The sequence below is a fragment of the Streptomyces ochraceiscleroticus genome, from assembly GCF_000720485.1.
GTDB classification, from domain to species: Bacteria; Actinomycetota; Actinomycetes; order Streptomycetales; family Streptomycetaceae; genus Streptomyces; species Streptomyces ochraceiscleroticus.
In genome coordinates this window covers 1-295 of record NZ_JOAX01000124.1, presented here as the reverse complement: position 1 = coordinate 295, position 295 = coordinate 1, and the positions used below count along the sequence as shown (strand labels likewise).

At 67.8% G+C, this 295-nt stretch carries 1 protein-coding gene; it reads right to left on the bottom strand.

Annotated elements, in window-relative coordinates; all coding sequences use genetic code 11:
• Positions 1-295 (bottom strand): ATP-binding cassette domain-containing protein (locus tag IG84_RS0137485; RefSeq protein ID WP_031068035.1); only part of this gene is annotated, 295 nt, incomplete at both ends.

Sequence of the window (295 nt, the reverse complement as noted above, 5' to 3'; positions counted from 1 at the left end):
GATGAAGTCGCCCTTCTCGTTGATGCCGGAGAAGTCGACGATCTGCTGGTAGCGCTCGCGGACCTGCTCGCGGGTCATGCCCATGGCCAGTCCGCCCAGGATGACGTTGCGCTCGCCGGTCAGGTCGTTCATCAGGGCGGCGTTGACGCCGAGCAGGGAGGGCTGGCCGTGGGTGTAGACATGGCCGCGCTCGGCCGGCAGCAGGCCCGCGACCGCCTTGAGCAGCGTGGACTTGCCCGAGCCATTGGTGCCGATCAGGCCGATCGACTCACCCCGGTAGGCGGTGAAGGTCACG